16 protein-coding genes are annotated in these 11,893 nt (G+C 41.4%); all 16 read left to right on the forward strand.

Translation table 11 applies throughout. The features are described from left to right. Positions 1–25: 25 nt before the first annotated feature. The 16 genes from HUU10_07190 to HUU10_07265 all read left to right on the forward strand — a co-directional run bounded on the left by HUU10_07190 (position 26) and on the right by HUU10_07265 (position 11,816). Complete coding sequence (locus tag HUU10_07190; protein NUQ81381.1) at positions 26–664, forward strand: hypothetical protein; 639 nt, start codon at positions 26–28, stop codon at positions 662–664. A 122-nt stretch (positions 665–786) separates the two neighbouring features. Then, positions 787–1,332 carry a hypothetical protein gene (locus HUU10_07195; protein NUQ81382.1) on the forward strand — a complete coding sequence of 182 codons (546 nt, stop codon included), beginning with the start codon at positions 787–789 and terminating at the stop codon, positions 1,330–1,332. Positions 1,333–1,873: 541 nt separating this feature from the next. Beyond that, positions 1,874–2,575: a hypothetical protein gene (locus HUU10_07200; GenBank protein NUQ81383.1), complete on the forward strand. Its 702-nt coding sequence runs from the start codon at positions 1,874–1,876 to the stop codon at positions 2,573–2,575. Between the two features lie 90 nt (positions 2,576–2,665). Further along, positions 2,666–3,088, forward strand: coding sequence for an energy transducer TonB (locus tag HUU10_07205; protein ID NUQ81384.1), 423 nt, complete (start codon positions 2,666–2,668; stop codon positions 3,086–3,088). A gap of 171 nt (positions 3,089–3,259) precedes the next feature. Next, the gene (locus HUU10_07210) at positions 3,260–3,652 is read left to right on the forward strand and encodes a hypothetical protein (protein ID NUQ81385.1); all 393 of its coding nucleotides are present in this window, start codon (positions 3,260–3,262) and stop codon (positions 3,650–3,652) included. Between the two features lie 52 nt (positions 3,653–3,704). After that, positions 3,705–4,436 carry a hypothetical protein gene (locus HUU10_07215; GenBank protein ID NUQ81386.1) on the forward strand — a complete coding sequence of 244 codons (732 nt, stop codon included), beginning with the start codon at positions 3,705–3,707 and terminating at the stop codon, positions 4,434–4,436. Positions 4,437–4,573: 137 nt separating this feature from the next. Beyond that, positions 4,574–5,644 carry a tetratricopeptide repeat protein gene (locus HUU10_07220; protein ID NUQ81387.1) on the forward strand — a complete coding sequence of 357 codons (1,071 nt, stop codon included), beginning with the start codon at positions 4,574–4,576 and terminating at the stop codon, positions 5,642–5,644. Between the two features lie 254 nt (positions 5,645–5,898). Beyond that, the gene (locus HUU10_07225; GenBank protein ID NUQ81388.1) at positions 5,899–6,531 is read left to right on the forward strand and encodes an isoprenylcysteine carboxylmethyltransferase family protein; all 633 of its coding nucleotides are present in this window, start codon (positions 5,899–5,901) and stop codon (positions 6,529–6,531) included. Positions 6,532–6,582: 51 nt separating this feature from the next. Then, positions 6,583–7,173 carry a hypothetical protein gene (locus tag HUU10_07230; protein ID NUQ81389.1) on the forward strand — a complete coding sequence of 197 codons (591 nt, stop codon included), beginning with the start codon at positions 6,583–6,585 and terminating at the stop codon, positions 7,171–7,173. Between the two features lie 114 nt (positions 7,174–7,287). Further along, positions 7,288–7,674 (forward strand): RidA family protein, encoded by a 387-nt coding sequence (locus HUU10_07235; protein ID NUQ81390.1) that lies wholly within the window; start codon positions 7,288–7,290, stop codon positions 7,672–7,674. Between the two features lie 307 nt (positions 7,675–7,981). Next, the gene (locus HUU10_07240; GenBank protein ID NUQ81391.1) at positions 7,982–8,431 is read left to right on the forward strand and encodes a hypothetical protein; all 450 of its coding nucleotides are present in this window, start codon (positions 7,982–7,984) and stop codon (positions 8,429–8,431) included. A gap of 161 nt (positions 8,432–8,592) precedes the next feature. After that, on the forward strand, positions 8,593–9,060 hold the full coding sequence (locus HUU10_07245; GenBank protein ID NUQ81392.1) for a hypothetical protein: 468 nt from the start codon (positions 8,593–8,595) through the stop codon (positions 9,058–9,060). Between the two features lie 54 nt (positions 9,061–9,114). Next, on the forward strand, positions 9,115–9,486 hold the full coding sequence (locus HUU10_07250) for a hypothetical protein (protein ID NUQ81393.1): 372 nt from the start codon (positions 9,115–9,117) through the stop codon (positions 9,484–9,486). 128 nt (positions 9,487–9,614) lie between these two features. Next, positions 9,615–10,337: a DUF429 domain-containing protein gene (locus tag HUU10_07255; protein ID NUQ81394.1), complete on the forward strand. Its 723-nt coding sequence runs from the start codon at positions 9,615–9,617 to the stop codon at positions 10,335–10,337. A gap of 3 nt (positions 10,338–10,340) precedes the next feature. Further along, a complete protein-coding gene (locus HUU10_07260) occupies positions 10,341–11,084 on the forward strand; it encodes a hypothetical protein (GenBank protein ID NUQ81395.1) in 744 nt (247 codons plus the stop codon). A gap of 84 nt (positions 11,085–11,168) precedes the next feature. Beyond that, a complete protein-coding gene (locus HUU10_07265) occupies positions 11,169–11,816 on the forward strand; it encodes a GNAT family N-acetyltransferase (protein NUQ81396.1) in 648 nt (215 codons plus the stop codon). Positions 11,817–11,893: the final 77 nt, after the last annotated feature.

Below are 11,893 nucleotides of genomic sequence, written 5' to 3' on the forward strand. Positions count from 1 at the left end.
CAGGTCCGGTTGGGAAGGTAGGTTTATGCATCGGGGTTTTTTGATTGTGGTTTCTGGAAGGTGCGGTTTCAGGCAGCGCCGCTTAAACTTAGCGTTAGATTTTATGAAAAATATTTTATTACTAGTAATTACTTTAATTACTCTTAATTGCGGAAAACCCAATAAAAGTGATTCCAGTTCATCGAATATAATCCACCTCGATTCCTCAGATTCTATCATAAAATCTTTAAAAGATACAACCAAGATTGTTTACAAAATCTCTCCTCAATTGGAAGTTATTCCTCTTGAGTCAGAGGATATAGAAGACAATATATTTTATACATGGGTTACATTCTTATCAGAATCTAAAATTCTTTGGTCAGAAAATGATAGTACAAGAAGTGTTGCATTTAGAGTTTTAATAACAACATCAGAAATATACAACTATATTTATATTGAGAAAATCACATATGGTGAAGAAGGCTTTGGAAAAAGAATTGAATACAGGAGTCGTTTGAATACAATTATATTTAGCGATAAATTTAAAATTACCGGTGAATTTACGGGAGTAAAATTCTCAAATTGGATATCTTATAACTCATTTATTTTTACTATAGATAACAAACGTTTTGAATTAACAATACTAAACCAAAACGAAGCGCAAATATTATTATGTGATTCCTAATCTAACAATCAATTTCAGGCTGACCCCAGAATAGTTGGCATGAAATTGAGTTTTCGGTTCGTTCAAATAAATTGTAAAAATGTGCTGTGTTCTGGGTCAGCCTAAATTGGTCGTTAGATTTTATGGCATCTGAACCTAAATATGAAAATTATTCTTTGATTGAGTTATTGGATTCACTTAAGCATATAGATAAGGGAAGTTATCCGAATAGATATAATAAAATTCAAGAAGAGATAATTAAACGAAAATCCGAGAAGGAAAACATAGTTGAGAAGAAGTCATATTTATCAACAAAGAATAAATGGCTTATATCATTCTTAATTATTTCAACCTTAATTGGATTTGTATTTATTTATAATATTTTTATTTTATTATTTAATATTCTATTAATACTTCCAAGTTATTTTTATTATAAGTATAAAAGAAACGACAGATTATGGTTAATAATATTATTAGGGATAATATTTATTATTATTGGAGGTTTATTTTATTTTTACCCGGTTCATTTTGACGAAAACACAAGAATTTATGGTCTACCATTTATGATAGGTGCTATTCAAAGTGGTGCTGATTTTCCAAATCCAGCATTTCCTGTTTCAGTTTTGTTTAACACTATTTCCTGGTATTTGTTTTCTAAAATTGTATTGTTAGTAAAAATCAGAATCTAACAAACAATATTAGGCTTACCACAGAATGGTTATCATAAAATTAGTAGCTATATTCAGTTTGCCTTGGCTTTTATTAGTTATCAAGTTCTTTGGAAATTTGCACGTTCCATTCGCTCCATGGTAACGATTAAAACCTGGAGTTCAACTTTGTTTCTTTCGGTTTTGCAAAATGAAAAAGTGGGCGTTTTTGCTTTTTATGTTTTTTATGTTTTGAGGTCTCGGGTTTCTTGTCAGTTTTTCTCAGTTACAAAAATTAAATATTTTCCCCAAACAGTCAGAACGCGCTTTTGCTGCCCTTTAGCTTTTGGTTTAAAAATCTCAATTCCCTACTTTGTCTTGGTTTCAAAGCGTTTCTGTTAGAAAACGCATTATATCCAAGACCGTGCAAATCTAACTATCGCTTCCGGCCGATTTGCACACGGCTGGGTTTCCGGAAAGTTAAACAATTTTCTAAGGTTTTCGGCTTCGGTTGGTTCGCGTGCAAACGGCAGAAGCTAGGCGTTAAATCATTCATATGATAATATTTTTTGTCCCAATCATATTGATCATCGTTGTTTTTTCGAACAAGGACATCATTAATAGGGTACAAGCATCAGGAATGAGTTATATTGAAATTTGCCATGTTTCTTTTTGCCTTGAGTTAGAAACTCTGTACAATCCATATGTGAAAAATTTGGATTCCCTCGTATTCGATTACGGATTCTATTCTGGGACTGGTGAAATATTGACAATTGCTTCCGATAATGATTCAAGAGTATATAGTGTTTTAAACAATGTTTTTAATGTCACTGGTACTAATAAGCCTGTTCAAGAAGAAAAAGTATCATTAAAGGTTGAAAAAGACACATTAATAGTTAAAGAAAAATGTGTTGTCTTCTATTACAAATCCACGGAAGAATGGGAGCAAGTAAGTGAGACAGAAGAATTATATCTAATAGAAGAATACTCTGATTATTTTAATTATCTGGAAAGATTTGAAAGCTTATACGCTGACTCCCTGAGGTATTACGGTATCAAATTGGTCATATCGATCAATAGGTATATTTCGTTTTCAGGACTAAATAAGGAAACATTTTTTGATAGAGCAAGTTATAGTAATCTGGGGATAATTTGTTTTTCGCCAGATTCTGCTATACAAATTAACTCTGGTGTTAATATTGAATCTGGATATCTTAGAATTATCAATGAGTATTTTGGTCTAAGTATCCAGGAGTCGAAATTATCAGATAATTTTCCAGAATAATTCTAGCTATCCTTTCGTGCGTACGCTGTCGACAGTGTTTCCGGCAGCGTCGCTCATAAAAGTTGTTAAATACTAATAAAACGAGATAATATGAAGATTCTGCTTTTAATCCTTTTACCACTTTCCCTATTTTCCTGTGTAGCAATCACGAAAATGAAGGATTCCTCTGATACTAAATTGGAAAAGACATCTGTGGCCGTGGTTGATACAACCAAAGAATACGAAATCGCGGATACGTTGCCTGAAATGAAGAAGGGCCTTTCAGAACTGGCGAGCAGACTAGTCATACCAACTGAATTTTTGAACTCAGGGTTAGAAAATGGAACAGTTGTTGTTCGTGCATTGATTGGAATAAATGGGAAGGTCATTAAGACTTCAATTATAAAAAGTCTTGGTTATGGGTGTGATGAACAAGTTGTTTCTGCCTTGAATGAGACTCCGTTTTCACCGGGTGTCATAAAGGGTACAGCGGTGAAAGTGTGGATAACTATTCCGATTAGATTTAAGAAATAAATGCTATAGAATGGCAACGTAGAATCACATTGCTGCCGTTTTCGATAGCTGTCATCTGTGTCCTGATCCGATTCGGATGGTAAGGTAACTGAATTAGTATTTCATGAGTCCGCAAATTTAGAATTGTGATACATTTCCAATTGAACCTATTTTAAAAACGAGGATGAGAAAATGAAAATAGCTGGGATACTATTGGTGACTTCGCTGCTTATTTCATGTAGTAATCATACTGATAGTAATTTGATATACGGGAAGTGGGCCACAGTTAAAACGGAAATGATGGTTCATAATGCAGATGATGTCAACGAATTTGAATGGAACAATCCTATTGAAAAAGCTCCCGGGTACCTCATCATCAATAACGATGGAAGTTCAAAAAGTGGCATGTATGAAGAATCAATGGTACAATCTACCTATAAATTCAAGGATTCCACAATGATTTTTTACTCCCATTATTTCGTTCCCATGTCAGAATATACGGTGCTTCGATTGGATTCAGCATACCTGATAATTGAATCTAAGGATATGGACAGAATGAGACATTATCTGGTGAGAGTAAAATGATGCCTGCTATCGTGGTAGTGATTACAAAAAAAATAATATAAAAGGAATAGTCATGATTCGTGCTCTTTTAATTCTTTTCAGTATGACGTTTTCACACGTCGTTTCTTTTTCACAGATAAATCCTGTTGAACAATATCCACCTAAGAATTGGGAGCTGGGCTTTGCAATTGGTCCAGATTTTACTTTGGGTTCCTTTCAAGGCTCTTTTATATCTATATCAAAGTATTTTACTGAGAATGAAAAGTTGAGATTTGGATTATCCTCAGAATTATCAGCAAGTGAAACAGAAATCAACCTGACCAGGCATCACATGGATACATTGTATGCATCGAACAAATTTCCAGATGAATATAACCGCCGTTTTGTAAGATTTTCGATTCAATATTCAGAATACCTGCCAAAGTCCCGAACAATCAAACCATATTATGTTTTTGGCCCCTTTCTGAGTCTTACATCCAATAACGATACAGATAATTGGATTTCTGGTGATTTAAACACGTCCTATGTTCGTCGTAATAAAACTGAGATGATAATGGTTGGAGTAGGTGTATCGGGAGGAGTAGGCGCTGAATGGGAATTAACGGAGGCTATTTCAATTCATGCGGAATACCAATTTGGCTTTGGTTATTACTGGGGGAACACAGAGACAACATTAACTTCTCACAGAACAAGGTATGGAATGATAGATTCAGAGTCGAAGGTCAGGGAAGTCATGAAGAATGATACTTCTGAATGGTTACTAAAAGGATATGGGGTGCTTTTTGGACTCAGTTTGGCTCTGTAGATTATTTCCTCACCGTCACATTTGCAAGACCATCGGGCAGCCTTGGTTAGGTTCAAAGGTGCTTGCCGATGAAAAGGTGTTTCGATGTTAACGAACAATAAACAATTCAATCATTCAACTGGAATGGAGCAAAAGGCATGAAATGGGTTATATCATTTGTTTTTATACCATTGTTGTGGAGTCCCTCACTCTTACATGGTCAGGAGATGGAAAGGTTTCTTTCGAACCAGCAAATTATTAAGATGATGGAGAAATCACCTACGTCTTATGAAGTAAAAAGTCTGCGAGATCTCGATGGAATACCTCCTGATAAATTACGAAAAGAAATTTTTCCTGACCTGAATCAACTGATTGAATATCCATTAATTGAGGAAGATGATTCTTCATTATCTGTAAGTTCATTTGAATTTGACAGTCTTGCTCTGAGTGTTCTCATGGAGGGTGAAGAGTATTATCAGAGTGGAAACTATCAGAAAGCCCTTTCCTATTATGAAAAGGCCATTCAAATCTCAGAAAAATTCTACATCGCCTATTTGAATGCAGGGGATTGTCACTTGATGCAAGGCAATCTGAGTCAGGCATTGCAATATTATGAAAAGGCTCACGAAATAAATCCATATGACTATCGTACCTCATTTTTCCAGGGTACTGTTTATTTGAGAAACGGTGACTACTCAAATGCAAAAAAGTGTTATATAAAGGCGCTTTCTTTAAAGCCCCGACATCAGAATCTTATGTTTTTACTGAAGAGCAAAGAAAAGGAATTGGGAATCAGGGTTAACAGCAGAAGGTTTGAACCGATAGCTGTTGTAAGAAAAGAGGGAGATGGAGTGGCTATTTACGTGGATGAAGACAGGGAACCCTTTTGGATCTCATATGCCTTTGCCAAGTCAATTTGGATTGGTGAGAAAGATTATCGGTCTAGAATCAGTGCATCAAATGATAGCGGATGGAATTCGAGGGCAGAGAAACAGGCGATCCTCTCAATGTTGGAAACCTATATGATCATGATAGAGGAGGATCCCAAAAACCGTAATGAGTATTGTGAATTAATTCTTAAAATAGCGAATGATGGTTATCTGGATGAGTTTATCCTGTATGAAATAGCATCTCAGATGAATCCGAATATTGTTCTTTCCGTTCCCGGCAAATACAAAGACAGAATAAGAGAATATGTAGAAAGGTACGTCATAACCGATTTAAATTAAATGGTAATTTATTTACATTCACGCGGATGCATTCTGTCTGATATCCGGGATTCCTGTCTGTGAGAACAGGTTGATTCGTGCTGGCTGGGTACAGGTGGTATCAGATAACCGTGACAGACCTTTCTGAAAATGCTCCGTTCTCTAAGCCTGCTGCCATGACCTGATAAGGTGTATTCTTTATTCCGGAGGGTGATGCAATGGAACATACTCAGGAGCCGAAATCGAAGCTGTTAAAATTAATCGCGGGTCGGCTCATGATTGGTATTCCCATCCTGATCGGACTTTTGTTTCTTCCGGCTGGGACCTGGGCATACCGGGAGGCCTGGTTCTATCTTCTCACGCTGCTGATTCCCATGTCGTTGATTCTGGTTTATTTTCTGAAAAAGGATCCGGCACTTCTGATCCGACGGATGAAAACCGGAGAGAAAGAACCCACCCAGAAATTGATTGTCAGGCTTGCTCTCATTCCCTTCCTGCTGGCTTTCATTTTGCCTGGTCTGGATCATCGGTTCGGCTGGTCCTCTGTTCCGGATCCGGTAGTGGTTGTGGCGACCGTCTGTATCCTTTTGGGGTATCTCCTGTTTTTTCTGGTTTTGAAAGAAAACCGGTTTGCTTCACGGGTAATCGAAGTCGTGAATGAACAGCGTGTTATTCAAAGCGGACCCTATCGCCTGATTCGTCATCCGATGTATCTGGGCGCCATACTGATTTATGTGGCCTCTCCGGTTGCCCTGGGGTCCAATTGGGCCCTTTTACCAGCCGTCGGAATTATTCCTGTTCTGATGGCCCGGATTGTAAATGAGGAGCAGGTGCTTACCAGAGAACTGCGCGGATACCAGGAATACAAGGAAATAACACGCTACCGTCTGCTACCGGGTATCTGGTAGGTACCGTATGGCTTCTGATCTGCCGTTTCCAGTGAAAGGTGCTGAATTTTTATGATACTTTGTTTCTTAATTCAGGTTCTTGCTGGCATTCCTGCGGAAAGTGCAGAAAACGAGGGCTTTGCCATCCTTGATCTGGCCAAATCAACTTCATTTACTTTCTATCAGGACCGGGCATGCACAGATGAATTCACTACTCTTTTTGCGGAGGCTGATTCAACCGGAATCCCGGAATGGAGATCAGCTAGTCAACCAGACGTGAATTGGTTTGGTTGTTATGTAAATGAGTTGGCTTATTGGATTGTGTACCTGCGTGTTTTCACAGTTTCGGACCACGCCCTTGAAGTGGAAGTTAATGTGAAAACCGGACAACGGCTCTGGATAAAGAAGAGTCCGGCGGTTGTATATAAAAAGTGGCTGGAATTCCTGGTGGACCATGTGGTTGTTGCAGAGATTCCGGATTCATCGATGGTCGCCTTCTATAAGGAACCGGATGAAAACAGTGAACGCCTGGCTTTTCCTGCGGTGAAATGCTACTCTATCCTTGAGGGGAAGGGAAATTATGTTAACTATCTGGAAGTATTCTTTGCGATGAGACTGAAAGAGACCTGGGGTGGATCCGGTGGAACAAGGAAGGAAAACTGATGCTGAAACTTTTCTTTATTGAATAGGAGTCTGCTCCTTGCTCAGGAAGGCTGAATGCAGGAAGAATCTGAACACAGAATACAAGAAAGAAATCCAGAGGAACGAATGATTCTGATGAAAAGAAAATTAATTTCGAGCGGATCCGATTTTGAATCCAGAATCGGTTACTCACGTGCCGTGGTGGATGGGCCGTATGTTTTTGTGGCGGGTACAACCGGATTTGATTATTCCACCATGACCATTCCAGAGGATGTCGTGGATCAGGCCGATCAATGTTTCAGGAATATTGAGAAGGCATTACAGGAGGCAGGAAGCAATCTGAATGATGTGGTCCGTGTGCTGTACATTTTCCCCGAGCGATCTGATTTTGAGCGTTGCTGGCCGATCTTTCAAAAGTATTTTGGAGTCTGCCGTCCTGCAGCCACCATGATCGTGGCGGGATTGTATGACGAGCGGATGAAGGTGGAAATTGAAGTGACGGCAAGAATCAGGGAATACTGACCGATTTTTTTGTGATAGCGTTAAAGAGAAAGGCCGACGTACATAAAGATCTACCATTGTCTTGGATCCCGATACACCATATATTTAAAAAACTTGTTCCATACTATCATCATTCACTATATCAAGTTCGGGACAGATGCAAATATTCAGATACTGCTATAACATAAAGGACCCTTTTTCGTATGAGGGACTTTCTGAGACTTTGTGTACTCTAAAATATTCGAATCGGTGAGGTTACCGATACTGAAACATGGGACAGAGACAATAATGAAGTCGACATATTAACTAAAAGAATGGAGAAATTGACATGAAACCGTATTTCCACGTAATGATCCTGCTTATTTCAGCAAGTGTGCTTAGCGGATGCGCGACAGTTTTCAAAGGATACACGGGTGAGTTTGAGATAAGAAATGTGCCGGATAGTTTGCAGATCACAACAATTGATGGCGTCAAACTACCTCTGGCAAATAAGCCGAAAAAAATAAGTTCAAAAATGGTGAGAGATGAGAATGGAACCAGAGTGGTTTCCACCTTTGCGCCAACTGAGGGTGTAAAAATTGTAAAGTTACCAGCAAAAAAGGATTATGTGTTACTTCTGAACGCCAATGGTGAAGAGAAGCGACTTCAGTTGGTCCCCCGTCTTGGCTTGGGTTGGTTTGCTCTTGATTTGATTTGTTTTGGATTCCCCCTTATTCCGGATTTCATTACCGGTAACTGGTATTACTATGAGGATGTGGATTATAAAGAGCTTCCATAAGACATTGAAAAAGGCGGTGTCGGATTAGAGCTACCTGAAGTAATTTCTTACTGGAATGGTCTGATGGATCAACAGATCTGTTATTGAAAGCAACAAACAAGCATATCATACAAGCAAATATTACGAAAAGGATTATCGGTATTCTGAATTATTTATTTCCCTTGACTATTCTGATTCCGCTTTGGTTTTTCCAGAGTGCTGCTCATGAACAATATCCATTTTCTTCAAAGCAGCAGGAAGCTGTTGACACTTTACTTGCTGACAGCCTCAACAGCCGGTTGGTTATGACCAGTGATTGCACCAATCAGTTTCTGGAAGATTACAGACAGGAAACACCAGGCTATCTCCCCTATTTCTGTGAGGGAGATTTCAATGAGGATGGGATCGGTGATTTTATAATTGCACTAAAGACCGGGGACCGATATGACATCTATTTGTTCATCGGGTATCACGATGGTTCTTTTCGACCACATTGGTTTGCCAGCCTGAATTGGTTGCATGATGCCGGTTTCTTTAACAGGTCCGGAAGACCCAGTATTGGAATGTTCTACAGTGATGTTGTAATTCGTTTTTACTGGAATCGGGAAAAGGGGCAATTTGATGCGGTTGAGGAGAAGCTCGATGAATAGTTTATCATTGAATGAATCTGGCCGGATTTCCAACTTTCCGGAGAGGGAGGAAATATGAGTCTGGCTCTTTTGCTGAGTCAGCATGAACAGTTACGATCTTTGATTGTTAAATACCGGTATTCACATGTGAAAAATACCCAGTCCCTGGAAAAACAATTTTTCTCCTATGAACTGGTGAGGCGGGTCATCGATGTTACGGTTGGGTTTTCATATCAGCAATCGGTTATGGCCGGGAATCCGATGGTTGAAAGACTTAAAAATGAATCCAATTTTAAAATGATGCATCGGCTTGCAGCAGAGGTAAATACTTGTATTGGTGCTTCATCGGATTTAAGGGAGTGCATGTATCTGATTCAATTGCCCACCGCCGGAACACCTTTTGGTTGGTTAAACTCTGTTATCTCTCGGATTGCTGGAATTGTTTAATCTGAAAGATAACTCTGCTGCCTACCGCCGGGCCTATGACATGGTTCAGCGCAATATCATCTGTCTGAAGGAACGTTTGGAAGTGCCGGAAAGAAAACTATGAATTTCTCGATTTCTGTCCATTGGGTATGATGGAGACGGTTGTTCCATCCATCGGACTTGATGGATGCAAAGCCGGGTGGTTTCTGGTGCTGATTAATCCGGATGGCACGTGGCGGTCGGAAATCCTGCAATCGCTGAACGGGCTCGGTTCTTTTTTGACCAGTGACACTCATTGTCTCATTGATATTCCCATCGGGTTGCCTGATTCGGGTCTGGCAGAACGGACCTGTGACCTCGCAGCCAGAAAAGTATTGGGACGACGGGCCCCGACGGTTTTCAGGGTGCCTGCCAGACCCACTCTTTCTGCTCAATCCTACCGTGAGGCCTGTGACATCAACCAGAAATGGACCCACCGAAAACTTTCGAAACAATCCTACCATATTCTCGGTAAAATCGCCGAAGCCGACTGGTTCCGGCGATCATATCCACATGTCCGTTTAAGGGAATTCCATCCGGAAATCGGGTTCTGGTCGCTGAATGGGGGCCAGGTGGTTCCGGAAAAGAAGAAATCGGCGGAAGGCCAGAGAAAACGGCTGGCGATACTGCAAGAGGCCTGTGAAATGGCCGGGACCGTTTATCAGGAAAGTCTGTCGAGGTTTAAACGGGGGGTCGTTCAGCCTGATGATATTCTGGATGCCCTGTGCGGGGCCATTCTGGGAAGGTCTCCTGCCAGGTTGAAATCGATGCCGAATAGACGCGAGACGGACGGGCTTGGGTTACCCATGGAAATTGTGTACACCGGAAGGTGATGGATGAAAAGCGATCAACGAACAGAATTAACAAAGGCTACGAAGATGATCAGTGCAATTAAAAGTAACCGTCCCATCCGGTTAGTCGGATTAACCCTTCTTCTGTTTCTGACGGGCGGATGCACTCCGCCGGCCGATCTGGTTCTGAGCCGGGATTACCAGGATGTTTATCTGGGAAATGAGGGAATTGGTGTGGTCGTTCAGCGTGTTCCGCTGGATGAAGACATTCATGCCCGTATTCTGGAAGATCTTCCGCCGAACGGACGGACCGATCCGGCCGATCGTTTTTATTCCTGGCTGGAAGATACCATAGACGGAATCGCAAAGACGGTGGTGAAGGCAAACGTGCAGAGCGTGTCTGAGGGAAACTATACCGATTTGCCCATGCAGGAAGTGACGATTGGAGATGAGAGTCGGGTCATGACCATTCCGAAAGATGGATCCTCCTTTTTTGTACCTGCGGATATCCGGTATCTGCTGGTGGTGACCGATTTCGGGTTAAGCAGCAAGCCAGCCTTTAACAAATATGGCAAGGACACTGATCTGCGGATAGCAGCCTCGCTCTGGTTGTGGGACGTTGAAAAGCAGAAAGTGATTCAGTACGGGCGAACACATGGAAAAGGGACCATCGGGACAATGTTCTCAACCTCTCAGGATCATTGGGTGGTAGCCATGCGGGGTGTCATCCGATCCTTCATCGAAAAATCGCCGGTCCGGTACCGCGATCCTGCAAAGAGGGTCATGTGAATTTACTGTGACCGAAACGGAAGCAGCCGAGGGGAACAGTCCGGCCATCCGGACTGCAATCACAACCATTCTATCCACCATTTTATGATCCGTTCCTATCAACCATCCGACCTGCCCTGCTGCAAAGAAATTGTGGAAAAAGTCTGGCATTTTTCAGACAAATTCCGTCCTGAACCATTGGCTGATCTTTTCCGGTCGGTCTATACCGAAAGCAGTCTGGGTGAAAGCACCCATGGCTGGGTGGTGGAAGAAGAGGGGGTGGTGCGCGGATTCCTATTCGGAAAAGCCGTCGGATTTCCGCAGATCCGCGGTCGTTACAGCGGTGTGGGTGGTTCTTTTCGGTTTCTGTGGACCCTGTTCGGATTAAAGGGGGTCGGACTTCCGGAAAAATGGATGTACCTGAAGGCTGTTCAAGTGCATGAAGTAAGCCGACGGAAGGTGGAGCCGGAACGATTGAATGAAGTGAATTTATTCGCAGTGGATCCGGCAGCACAGGGAAAGGGATATGGCCGGTTGCTCATGCAAGCGTACCTTTCCCTGTGTGAACAGTCTGGGGTTGGGCGGGTCACCCTCGATACGGACCGGGAATGCAACGTGGGGTTCTATGAGTCGATGGGATTTTCGGTCAAAGGCGTGTTCGATTCCCCCCTTCAGAAATTGTATTCGGGCACCTCTGGTGAAAGTTTCGTCTATGAAAAACGGTTAAAAACCAATTCCGCTCAGACGATTTGAATTGATTCCCGGCGGTGGGTCGGGACCTTCCCTGCAACCATTTCTTTTCTGACCGGCCCTTTCGGGCGTATTTTTAC

The organism is Bacteroidota bacterium (assembly GCA_013360915.1).
Classification (GTDB): domain Bacteria; phylum Bacteroidota; class JABWAT01; order JABWAT01; family JABWAT01; genus JABWAT01.

Excerpts from the sequence above, each read along its gene's own strand:
- HUU10_07190 (NUQ81381.1), top strand. The coding sequence starts at position 26 with ATGCATCGGGGTTTTTTGATTGTGGTTTCTGGAAGGTGCGGTTTCAGG.
- HUU10_07195 (NUQ81382.1), top strand. The coding sequence starts at position 787 with ATGGCATCTGAACCTAAATATGAAAATTATTCTTTGATTGAGTTATTG.
- HUU10_07205 (NUQ81384.1), top strand. The coding sequence starts at position 2,666 with ATGAAGATTCTGCTTTTAATCCTTTTACCACTTTCCCTATTTTCCTGT.
- HUU10_07210 (NUQ81385.1), top strand. The coding sequence starts at position 3,260 with ATGAAAATAGCTGGGATACTATTGGTGACTTCGCTGCTTATTTCATGT.
- HUU10_07215 (NUQ81386.1), top strand. The coding sequence starts at position 3,705 with ATGATTCGTGCTCTTTTAATTCTTTTCAGTATGACGTTTTCACACGTC.
- HUU10_07220 (NUQ81387.1), top strand. The coding sequence starts at position 4,574 with ATGAAATGGGTTATATCATTTGTTTTTATACCATTGTTGTGGAGTCCC.
- HUU10_07225 (NUQ81388.1), top strand. The coding sequence starts at position 5,899 with ATGATTGGTATTCCCATCCTGATCGGACTTTTGTTTCTTCCGGCTGGG.
- HUU10_07230 (NUQ81389.1), top strand. The coding sequence starts at position 6,583 with ATGATACTTTGTTTCTTAATTCAGGTTCTTGCTGGCATTCCTGCGGAA.
- HUU10_07235 (NUQ81390.1), top strand. The coding sequence starts at position 7,288 with ATGAAAAGAAAATTAATTTCGAGCGGATCCGATTTTGAATCCAGAATC.
- HUU10_07240 (NUQ81391.1), top strand. The coding sequence starts at position 7,982 with ATGAAACCGTATTTCCACGTAATGATCCTGCTTATTTCAGCAAGTGTG.
- HUU10_07250 (NUQ81393.1), top strand. The coding sequence starts at position 9,115 with ATGAGTCTGGCTCTTTTGCTGAGTCAGCATGAACAGTTACGATCTTTG.
- HUU10_07255 (NUQ81394.1), top strand. The coding sequence starts at position 9,615 with ATGATGGAGACGGTTGTTCCATCCATCGGACTTGATGGATGCAAAGCC.
- HUU10_07260 (NUQ81395.1), top strand. The coding sequence starts at position 10,341 with ATGAAAAGCGATCAACGAACAGAATTAACAAAGGCTACGAAGATGATC.
- HUU10_07265 (NUQ81396.1), top strand. The coding sequence starts at position 11,169 with ATGATCCGTTCCTATCAACCATCCGACCTGCCCTGCTGCAAAGAAATT.